The organism is Candidatus Amoebophilus asiaticus 5a2, assembly GCF_000020565.1.
In the GTDB taxonomy this organism is placed as follows: domain Bacteria; phylum Bacteroidota; class Bacteroidia; order Cytophagales; family Amoebophilaceae; genus Amoebophilus; species Amoebophilus asiaticus.
In genome coordinates, this window is the sequence record NC_010830.1 from 1,605,293 (window position 1) to 1,616,497 (window position 11,205).

An 11,205-nucleotide genomic window follows, 5' to 3' on the forward strand; every position below is an offset into this window, starting at 1 on the left:
TTATAATACCTTTTGTACTATATCTGCGTAATTTCTAGTAACCAATATATTTAAAGGTGTATACCCTTGGTTATCCTCGATGTCTAACCTAGCACCTTTGTCTATTAGAAAGTTAATAGTTTGCGCTATTTGTTTTTTGACATTAGAGGTATTATAATTTTGAGAAACTACCATATGCAAGGGGGTTTTCCCATTTTTATCTTGTAAATTTATCAAACTAGGGTTGTATTGTGTCAGTTTTTCAATAACCTTGATGTTATTATTTTGAGCAGCATAATGCAAAGGTGTTTGCTGATCTTTATCTATTACGTCTAGCTGAGCACCAGCTTCTAATAATGCTGTAACAATTTCCACATTATCTCCTTGTGCTGCGGCAGCTCTATGCAAAGGCGTAACCTCTTTGTACCCCAGTATATCTAAGCTAATTCCACTTTCTTTAAATTTGTTGATTAATAGGTTAGCTACCTCCTTGCTGCTAGATAGAGATACGGCCATATGCAGAGGGGTATCACCTTTATCATCTTTTATATCTAACTCGATATTTTTTGCTATCAGTTGTTCTGCTAACTCTTTATGGTTATGAGTAACAGCTAGATGAAGCGCATTTCTACCTTGATTATCTTTTATATTTGGATTAACTCCTTTTTCTAATAACCTCTTTGCTAGTTCAGGTTGGTTATAATGCATAGCCAACAAGAGAGGAGTTTGTTTTATAATACTATCTTGCTTATTGAGCACATCAGGTGTATTCAAGTGATCTAATAGGAGATCGGTAAGTTCTGTAAATTTTTCCTTATCTACCGTATTAGCTCGTTCTATGACTAGGTTTAATAATAGTTTTTCTCCACCATTATAAATACTTATCCTTGATTGTATATCTGGTTGCTTTAATAATAGACGTACCATCTCTATATCAAATCTGCCAAGCGCTAATTCAATAGGTGCTTGCCCACGCTTATTTCTCATATTTACATCAGCACCTTTATCTAATAATAAAGTAACAATGTCCAATCGACCCATATATATAGCTTCTTGTAAAGCCGTGTAACCATATGGATGTTTTACATCTATTTTATTGATATCGTTTGGGTGTATCCCCTTGCCTTTTTTAATAATTTTTAAGACTTTATATAAACTTGTACATAAAGTTGCTTTTTTAACCACAGCAAGCATTTCATCTATAACTGGTGTTACAGGAGCTAGAGCTGCTTGCCAATTGATAGTTATAGGTGTAGTTATATCGCTATTATTATTTGCATTCTTTATTTTGAAGCTAACAGTAGCATGTTGTTTGGATGTAGGATTTAACAATTGTAAGGCAACCTTGATATCGTCCTCTCTTTTAACAAAATTGTTATTTGCTATAAGATGATAAAGGTCTATAGTTACAGCTTTATGCTTACCTAGCGATATATTAGGGGTATCATGTTCAATCTTGTCAACATAATTGTAATATACTTCAAAAGCTACATTACTGGGGTGTTCGTTTTGCTCAACACACAATACAGCTTCCCCCTCTTTTTTCAATGCTCTACTCAAATTCTTAATTACAATTTGGAGTATATCAGTACCCTTCAATGTTTGGGTACCTGATAAAATACATCTATCTTTTTCTTCCAATCCTTCTAAGCTAAAACTCAACTCTGCTCCAGCTTGCCAAACTAATTTCTGTGTAACTCCTAGGAGAGCTCCATTATACAAAAGCTGTGCCTTGAAGCTAGCTTCCTTACTTTCTTGTGGGTCTATACTTAAAGCTGCACTTTGTTTGCCTATATCCTCTTTTTTAATCTTATAAATATAAACTGTTTTACCAGACACATCTGTTATTAGGTTAGCACCTAAGATGCTAGCCATACTACCTTGTTCTGGCGTCAATTGTAAGATTAACTCACCATTATTAAGAATAGATTCCCCTGACTGATTTACTGTAAATTTAATTTGTCTATTGCTGAGTTCAGATCCTTGCAATTCTAACTTATCAAAGCTTAGTATAAATGATATCTCACTTTTAGGCTTCCAGGTTATTATTTTGTCACTTCCTAACTTATTGCCAAATTTATCTTTTAATGTTAGTACAACAGAGGTAGCATCAGTTTGCCCGTTTGGATCTTTTATTTTTAACCTAATATTGGCAAGGTTATATTTAACATTTTGTGCCTGCTCAATTTTTTCTATTCCTAAAACTGTTTTAAGCAAGATTCCTTGCTCAGTTGCTAAACAGCCATTTAATGTAAATTCTGCTTTGCTTTGTAACGAGAGAATAACTTCATCTGTAGCTAAGGCATATTCAGGATCTTGATTCTCTATTTTAAAGATATATTCTTCACCACCTTCTAATAAATCAGAAGCACTTATGCTATTGAAGCTTAGCTGATAAGGTGATACGGTTTCTTGCCAGGTAATAGATTTCTCTACAATGGGTTGCTCTGTACCTTCATAATAGAGGGCTGCTTTTATGTTAACTTGTTTAGATGCTAATTGAGGTTGTATTATAAACTCTAAGTTAATAGGCTTATCTGCAGATTGCAACAACTGCTGGACCGTAAAATGTGTTAAATTTTCATCAATAACAGACTTAATTTGTGTAGTGCCTTTCGCATCTATGTAGTTAAGAAAATTATGAGGCTCTTCAACACTAATTTTTAGTTTAAATTTATTTAAATGTGCTTCTTTGCCATCCTGATTACTAATCTTAACCATAAAATTAAGCTCATCGCTTCCTTGCAGCAAATCTTTGCTTATTGATAAATCTAAAGTTTTTACTTCTTTAGCATTATTAGTATTACCACAGTGATTACAAGAGATAGTGATAAGAATAATCAACAAGCTAGCAAGTGCTGTATATAGATGTTGATTTTTAAAAACTTGCATAAGCTTTTTGGCTAGTTGGCAAATAGGTTAATTAATAGATGCTGAAAATAGGCACAAAAACAGTTGAATCAATTAGATTATTTGACTAACAGTAACATATATATATATTCAACACTTGTTTTATGAGCACATATTTTATATAATTTAAGGTTTATTTCTTAGTCTTGCTAGGATTAAATAAAGTTTTCTACCATATAGCAAAAACTTCAATATGGTCCTAAAAACAAAGAAGCATTTAAAATTCTTAATAAAATTGTAAAAGCTCTGTCTCAAAGCAGCATTTAAAAAATGATCTCCATTTTTTGGTGTTTTCCTCAAGAATTTTCTTAAAAAGAAAAGCCTTTTACTAGCATATAGCTAGTAAAAGGCTTCCTCTTAAGATTTCTACAATAACTTTAAGACAATCACTTACTCGCTAATAATGCCTAGATACTTCTTAAGCTCATATTCTTGAGAATAAGCTCTAGCAAGTTCATCTTTATAAACAGCCATTAATAAATTATTATCAGCTGCTGGGCTATTCCATGTTATAGAGAATGGCTTTTTTAAATTAACTGGCTCCCGGCTATATTTTTCTAAAGCCAAGCGCAAAGTCTTCTCCATTCTAATTCCATAAGGCTTCTCTACATTAGCGTGGCAGCTACCTGGTGTAGGAATGCACCCTTTTATCCAATCTTCTATAGTACTAGCTGTTGTAGGCCTTTGCTCATTACCTTTTATAGTATTTAGAGCTTTGACAAAAGCAGAAGTAACAAAAAATAGATTTTTAGACTCTTGGAAATTATTTTTCAAGCTAGCTGGAGCCTTTGTTCTCCATATATAACGCATAATGTCTGCTTCTGTAAGCTCGCTTTCTTGTCTATTGATATCTTTAAGAAAGTCTCTAAAATTTACACCTAATGTATTCTTCATTCTTTCTATCTCATGAGTCCGTAATTTTCTATCACCTGCTAATAAAACAATATTTTTACATTGTAATGTACTCGAATTATATTGTGCTAGAAAATCTGCAAATCTTTTTTCAACTGTAGGTAAAGTAGCTCCGAACAAAAGAAAATAGTCTACGTTAACTTTGAAATGTGGAATAGGATCTATAAAATCCATATTTCTAAGTAGCCTTAAGGCTTCAGTTCGTGCTTTTGCATCTTGTTCCGTATCTACTAAATCCCAGCGCTCAAGACCTGGCTTTCTTATAAAGTACTTCTCCATAGCTAACTTAATAGATTTTAAGGTGCCTTGATGTTTAATATTATAAAGCTTTAAAAAATCTAATAATGGCTTAACTGGTTTCTTATTTGAATCAATAAGGTTAATATTTATTAATGAGGAACTAACCAAGCCTGGGTAAACCTTACCTACTTGTTTATTAGTAGTAGACGTACCTGCTGCTGAAACCTGACTAGTAATCGGAGTAAATATTATTCCTATTATAATATACAAGCTCAATACTCGTAAATTTCTAATTAGCTTTTCCATAATTATTACATTTTTAAGTTTAACACTGCTTAACTTAATAATACTCATTCAACCTTATGGGCGAATGACTAAATTTTAATATGAACACTAGGTAACAAATTAAATTTTGTAAGTCAAGAATTTTTCCAAAAATTCATATAATATAAGCACAAATTACAGATACATTATTAGGATACGAATTAATGTATCTTAAATATCATAAAGCCGCTTTAGATATAGAATCCAGAAAAGCCTCATTATTTTGATATAAGCTTATTAGAACTATAAATATTTATGTAGAGGTGAATTAAGGGCTATTTTACTTCTATTAATTTTAGCTTAAATCTTCCGCTTTAAAAGAAATAGAAATAAAACTAATGAAGCTCGAATTAGTGGAATTGCACTTAGCAAGAAATAAGAATGTATTTGTGTGATAGCATACAGTAAAATTAAGAAAAGGGTAAGGATAACATGATAAATAAGCTTATTTAACTATCACTTAGTATATACGTACCCAAAAGATTTATTATATTGGACAAATTGAAAGTATTAATTTCAATTTGTCCAATATACATTTTTATGATTAGACCTACTGCGAAATAACTGTTATAAAAAAGTAGAGGTGCATTTTGCATAATTGAGAAAATACAAGAAATGAAAATATGCATTTAAAGCATGTGAAACGCTGGTTAAATTTTTACAAATAGTGAATTTAACTTCCAAAAATTAAACTTTTATATAGATTCTCTGTTTCGCAGTAGGTCTATTTTAAGAACTCTTAGTGAAAAGCTTACTAGCTTAGCTCAGCATTTCCCGGCAATTGGCTTAGTAGGGCCACGACAATCTGGTAAAACTACCTTAGTAAAAACATTATTTAAACACCTACCATATGTAAACCTTGAAGATTTAAATCAAAGGTATTTGGCTCAAAATGATACAAAAGCATTTCTAGACAAGTATGCATCTTCTGGTGTAATCATTGATGAAGTACAAAACGTACCTACTATATTTTCATATTTACAAACTATTATAGATGAAAACCAGATTCCAGGACAATTTATTTTAACAGGTTCTCAAAATTTCACACTTTCAGAAAACATATCTCAAACACTAGCTGGCCGTATTGCCCTAGTATCTTTACTTCCGCTTAGCATCCAAGAGTTACAAGCTAGTGAATATAGTACTACCTTAGATACAGATAAGCTTATTTTTAGAGGGGGGTACCCTAGTCTTTATCAACGCTCTACACTAAATCCTATTGATTGGTACTTATATTATATTAAAACATATGTGGAGCGTGACGTTCGACAAATTAAAAATCTTACAGACCTAAACCGTTTCCAAGCTTTCTTAAAGCTTTGTAGTGGACGCATAGGGCAAATACTAAATCTCACTTCTTTAGCTAATGATTGTGGCATTAGCCATGTTACAGCAAGACAATGGATTTCCATTTTGGAAACTAGCTACCTAGTTTACTTATTGCCCCCTTACTACCAAAATTTTAGTAAACGGATCATAAAAATGCCAAAGCTATATTTTTATGATACAGGGCTTGCTTGTGCACTTCTAGGACTTGAAAGCGAACAACAAGTTGAAACACATTATTTACGCGGGAGCTTATTTGAAAATTTAGTCATCAATGAACTGCTAAAATTTCGTTTTAACCAAGGACGACCTTCTAACCTATACTTCTGGCGCGACAAAACAGGACATGAGATTGACTGTATCTATGAATTATCCGACCGTTTAATTCCTATAGAAATCAAGGCCTCCAAAACCTTATCTACTGATTATTTTAAAAGCCTATTATATTTCCAAAAATTATCCCAACAAAAACAGGGTATTGTCTGTTATGCAGGCGATATAGCAGCTAAACAGCAACATATATCTATTACTAATTTTATGGATTTAATCCATGAGCTTAATAAAGTTTCTCAATAAGAAAAAGTTAGGGTTAGTGTAAAAACATAAGTTCTAAACTTAAATAGTAATTGTTAGATTTAAGCTAAATAATGTAGGATTTTTACATTCATCTTATTCTCCAGAAATTTCTAACAACCTACTTTCCATAACTTTAATCTTAGCTATGGCATCTGATTGCTTCCTGCGCTCTATTTCCACTACTGCTGGTGGCGCCTGTTCAACAAATTTTGTATTGCTTAACTTTTTAGTTACAGCTGCTAAAAAACCTTGATAATATTCCAGGTCCTTTTTCAATCGTCCTAACTCCTGTTCTACGTCAATTTTTTGCTGAAAAGGAATATAAAATGCATGCCCTTGAACATGGCAACTAACGCTATCTTGTATAGGCCCCTCGCTAACTGCTATCTGATTAATATAACCTAACTTTTGTATATAGTTGCTAAACCTACTGAACCATGCCGGAAGCATTGTATTACTGTAAAGCAATAACGGTTCTTTTGGGTTTATTTGTGCACTAACTCTGATATTTCTAATTTCTGTAATTAAAGTAAAAGATAAAGCCGCTTCTTCAAGCAATTGGTTATCATAAGTTATTGATTGGGGCCATGGTGCAACGGTTATACAGTCTTGCGCGGAACGAGGTTGTAATTGATGCCAAACCTCTTCCGTAATAAAAGGCATAAACGGATGAAGTATTTTAAGCAACTTGGCTAAAAACTCAACAGTAGCTGCATAAGTAGTAGGAGATATAGGTTCTCCATAAGCAGGCTTAACCATTTCTAAGTACCATGCACAAAAATCATCCCAAATAAGCTTATAAATAGACATGAGCGCATCTGAAATACGAAATTGCTCGAAATGTTCTTCTATAGTTGTTAATACTTGGTTAAAGCGAGCTTCGAACCAGTTAATAGCCATTGTATCATCTGGTTGGCTAGACTTTGCTTGTACTTCCCATCCTTTGATAAGCCGAAAAGCATTCCAGATTTTATTGGCAAAGTTTCTACCTTGCTCACAAAGTTTAATATCAAAAAGAAGGTCATTGCCAGCAGGAGAGCTGAATAACATACCTACCCGTACGCCATCTGCCCCATATTGTTTAATTAAATCTATAGGCTCTGGTGAATTACCGAGCGACTTAGACATCTTTTTACCAAGCTTATCGCGAACAATTCCAGTAAAATAAACATGCTTAAAAGGAAGCCTGTTGGTAAAAGCATATCCTGCCATAATCATTCTGGCTACCCAAAAGAAAATAATTTCTGGGGCTGTAACCAAAACCTGTGTAGGATAAAAGTATTGAATATCTTGATTTTCTGGGTTGCCAAAACCATCAAATACACTAATAGGCCATAACCAAGAAGAAAACCAAGTATCTAACACATCTTCATCTTGTCGTATATCTGCTTCTGTCAGGTTTTTATAAACAGGATTCATGTGTGCCTTAGCCAAAGCTGCTGCTTTGTCTTCAGCTACAATAACCGTACCATCTGGCAAGTAAAATGCAGGGATTTGATGTCCCCACCACAACTGTCTAGATATACACCAATCTCTCACATTGTTAAGCCAAGCTTGATACATATGTTTAAACTTGGCCGGGTGAAACTGAATGGTATTATCCAGCACATGTTCAAAAGCGGGTTTTGCTAGCTCTTGTATTCGTACGAACCATTGCTTAGATAGCCTAGGCTCTACTACTGCATGGGTACGTTCAGAAAGGCCTATATTGCTGGTATAAGGTTCTATTTTTTCTAAATATCCTTCTGCTTGTAATTGCTGTGCTATTTTTTCCCGAACCACAAACCTATCTTCCCCTATATAATGACCTGCTGTAACATTTAAAGTTCCATCTTCATTTAAAATATCAATAACCTCTAACCCATGCCGTTGGCCAAGGTCGTAATCATTCATGTCATGAGCAGGAGTTACTTTAAGACATCCTGTACCAAAATCTTTGTCTACATAGGTGTCAGTAATAATGGGAATAGTTCTATTGGCAATCGGTACTATAGCCTGCTTACCATGCAAGTGTTGATATCGCATGTCATGTGGATGGATACAAATAGCCGTATCTCCTAGTATGGTTTCAGGACGTGTAGTAGCAATGATGATATGCTGATCGCTACCCACTATAGCATAACGGACATAGTATAGTTTAGAAGATACTGGTTGGTAGTTTACCTCATCGTCTGCCAAGGCTGTTTTACCTACTGGATCCCAGTTGATCATGCGCTTGCCTTGATAAATATATCCTTTTTCATAAAGCTGTATAAATACTTTTTTTACAGCTTCAGAAGGACCAGCATCCATAGTAAAATGCAAACGATCCCAATCGCAAGAGGCACCTAATTGTTTGATTTGTTCTAATATGATACTACCATACTTTTCTTTCCATTCCCAAGCATGTGCTAAAAAGGCTTCACGTGTCAAGTCTTTTTTCTGGATACCTTTGGCTTGTAGCATGGCCACTACTTTGGTTTCTGTTGCTATAGAAGCATGATCTATACCAGGTACCCAACAAGCTTCTTTACCTTGCATCCTCGCCTTACGGATAAGCACGTCTTGCAACGTAGTGTTGAGTACATGGCCCATATGTAGCACGCCAGTAATATTAGGGGGAGGTAGTACAATGGTATAAGGTTCTTTTTCTGAATGAGGGCTTGCTTTGAAAAATCCTTGTGACATCCAATGGCTATACCATTTTTGTTCTACTTCAATAGGATTATAATGGGTAGAAAGTTCCATGTAATAATGTTATGGGTATTATACTATTAGGTTTCTATTATACTATATTACTATAGTGAACTTGGTAATGGACCTGTACTAAGCCTGAAGAGTAAGCTTTTGCACTGATAAGCTCTAATTTTTCCTCAATATTACATGTTTTAAACAAAGGAATACCACTACCTAGTAGAATAGGAATAATAGAAATAATATATTCATCTACTAAATGGTCTTTCCTTAACTCACTAATAACCTCCCCTCCTCCTTCTATATAAATACCTTTGCTGAATTTACTTTTTAGCTCTTCTACTAGCTTTGTAAGCTCACCTTGATAAAAAGTTATGTGATTATGAATGCTTTTATGCTGTTTTGTAGAGAGTACATAACACTGCTTATCCTTATGAAGAAATTTTACATCTAAGCTAAGTACTTTATCATAGGTTTTCCGTCCCATAATAACAGCGTCTATACCCTGCATAAAAGCACTATAACCATAATCCTCACTCGGACTATCTACAAGAGATAACCAATCGATATCTCCATCTTGTTTAGCAATAAAACCATCTAGACTTACTGCTACAAAAACTATGGCCTTACTTTGTTGAGACATAAGCTATTTCAAACATATCATGTAATATTTTGCGGAGTAGGAGGGATTCGAACCCTCGGTACCCTTTTAGGGGTACACCCGCTTTCCAGGCGAGCACCTTCAACCACTCGGTCACCACTCCTTATAAAACCAATTACTAGCAAAATTAATTATAAATGATAAATATTATTATAAATGATAAATATTATTATAAAGGCAGCATTTTTAGAGCAGCTGAGAAAATTATACAAATGTCTCCAAATATTCTTCTCCCCCATTTCAGATACAACCAAACGACCCTAAATAAGAATTTCACAATTTTAACTTATATTCCAGCCATCCAAGTGATTATCGATTCAATAAACCAACGGAAAACATGCAACATTTAAAACAACGCTTAGTATCCCTTGACTTTTTTAGAGGATTAACGGTTGCTGGTATGATTTTAGCCAACAATCCTGGTAGTTGGGGACATATTTATGCACCACTAAAACATGCTGAATGGCATGGTTGTACACCAACTGATCTCATTTTCCCTTTCTTTTTATTTATTGTTGGCGTTTCTATTGCTTTTGCCATAGGAAGCAAAAAAGAATTGCCAGAAACGCATAGCCAACTTATCTTAAAATCTGTAAGGAGAATGTTAACTCTCTTCTGTCTTGGTATTTTCCTTGCATTATATCCTAAAATATTTACTAGCCCCATAGAAGCTTTTAAAACAGTAAGAATACCAGGCGTGTTACAGCGTACCGCAATAGTATACTTTATTTCAACCATTATCTTTCTAAAATTTACTCCTCGCACCATTTTAAAGATAATGCTTGGGTTACTTGTAAGCTACTGGATATTAATGACTTTTGTACCTGTTCCTGGGATTGGATATGCCAATCTAGAACAAGAAACAAACCTAGCGGCATGGATAGATCGCAACCTTTTAACAGAACCCCATCTATGGAAAGCTGTCCGGACTTGGGACCCAGAAGGTATACTTGGAACTATCTCTGCAATTGCTACAGGTTTATCAGGCATATTAGCAGGCATACTTTTGCAAAGAAAAGATCAATCGGATACTGAAAAAATAGCTCGGCTTTTTTCTAGTGGTACGCTTGCCGTAATTACAGGTTTAATATGGAACTTTATTTTTCCTATTAATAAATCTTTGTGGACTAGTTCTTTTGTGCTCTATACTAGCGGACTTGCATATATTATTTTAGCCTTGTGCTATTGGATTATAGATGTTAAAGGATATAAGAGATTTACCAAACCCATAGTCGCATATGGTGTAAATGCTATTACTGTATTTTTTGTGTCTGGATTATTACCGAGAACCTTAAACTTAATAAAAGTTACTTCAGCAGACGGAAATAAAACGAGCCTACTAACTTACTTGTATAAAAGTTTATTTATACCTTATCTTTCACCATACAATGCCTCATTAACCTGGGCTATTATGTGGCTCTTAATTTGGATGTGTATTTTATGGATTATGTATAATCGAAAAATTTTCATCAAAGTGTAAATATAACTTGGCTGGGTTAGATGGTAAGGCTTATAGCTTCTTTTTAAAGTATACAATTTGAAGAGCTATAAGTTTTATTGATAAGTGATATGATAAGTGAGTCTTTTAATCTAAAAATAAGATT

General features: G+C 33.9%; 6 protein-coding genes and 1 tRNA gene. 2 read left to right on the plus strand and 5 right to left on the minus strand.

All coding sequences use genetic code 11. From position 1 onward, the window contains the following. Entirely contained in the window at positions 1 to 2,871 is a 2,871-nt protein-coding gene (locus AASI_RS06420; RefSeq protein ID WP_012473329.1) for an ankyrin repeat domain-containing protein, read from the minus strand. Positions 2,872 to 3,279: 408 nt separating this feature from the next. Beyond that, on the minus strand, positions 3,280 to 4,347 hold the full coding sequence (locus AASI_RS06425; RefSeq protein WP_148204981.1) for a hypothetical protein: 1,068 nt from the start codon (positions 4,345 to 4,347) through the stop codon (positions 3,280 to 3,282). Between the two features lie 798 nt (positions 4,348 to 5,145). On the opposite strand from AASI_RS06425, the gene AASI_RS06430 reads away from it, so the two are divergent. Then, positions 5,146 to 6,267 (plus strand): ATP-binding protein, encoded by a 1,122-nt coding sequence (locus AASI_RS06430; protein ID WP_238541614.1) that lies wholly within the window; start codon positions 5,146 to 5,148, stop codon positions 6,265 to 6,267. 93 nt (positions 6,268 to 6,360) lie between these two features. Here the strand turns inward: AASI_RS06430 and AASI_RS06435 are convergent, their stop codons facing one another. The 3 genes from AASI_RS06435 to AASI_RS06445 all read right to left on the minus strand — a co-directional run bounded on the left by AASI_RS06435 (position 6,361) and on the right by AASI_RS06445 (position 9,704). After that, positions 6,361 to 8,994: a valine--tRNA ligase gene (locus AASI_RS06435; protein WP_012473332.1), complete on the minus strand. Its 2,634-nt coding sequence runs from the start codon at positions 8,992 to 8,994 to the stop codon at positions 6,361 to 6,363. Between the two features lie 37 nt (positions 8,995 to 9,031). Next, complete coding sequence (locus AASI_RS06440) at positions 9,032 to 9,583, minus strand: dihydrofolate reductase family protein (protein WP_012473333.1); 552 nt, start codon at positions 9,581 to 9,583, stop codon at positions 9,032 to 9,034. Positions 9,584 to 9,615: 32 nt separating this feature from the next. After that, positions 9,616 to 9,704: transfer RNA gene (locus tag AASI_RS06445), tRNA-Ser, on the minus strand. A gap of 234 nt (positions 9,705 to 9,938) precedes the next feature. Here AASI_RS06445 and AASI_RS06455 point away from each other — a divergent pair. Continuing rightward, complete coding sequence (locus tag AASI_RS06455; protein WP_012473334.1) at positions 9,939 to 11,081, plus strand: acyltransferase family protein; 1,143 nt, start codon at positions 9,939 to 9,941, stop codon at positions 11,079 to 11,081. Positions 11,082 to 11,205 lie beyond the last annotated feature (124 nt).

What these genes read in the sequence shown, in the direction of transcription:
- AASI_RS06435 (WP_012473332.1), bottom strand. Translation starts at nt 8,994, where the DNA reads ATGGAACTTTCTACCCATTATAATCCTATTGAAGTAGAACAAAAATGG.
- AASI_RS06455 (WP_012473334.1), top strand. Translation starts at nt 9,939, where the DNA reads ATGCAACATTTAAAACAACGCTTAGTATCCCTTGACTTTTTTAGAGGA.
- AASI_RS06420 (WP_012473329.1), bottom strand. Translation starts at nt 2,871, where the DNA reads ATGCAAGTTTTTAAAAATCAACATCTATATACAGCACTTGCTAGCTTG.
- AASI_RS06440 (WP_012473333.1), bottom strand. Translation starts at nt 9,583, where the DNA reads ATGTCTCAACAAAGTAAGGCCATAGTTTTTGTAGCAGTAAGTCTAGAT.
- AASI_RS06425 (WP_148204981.1), bottom strand. Translation starts at nt 4,347, where the DNA reads ATGGAAAAGCTAATTAGAAATTTACGAGTATTGAGCTTGTATATTATA.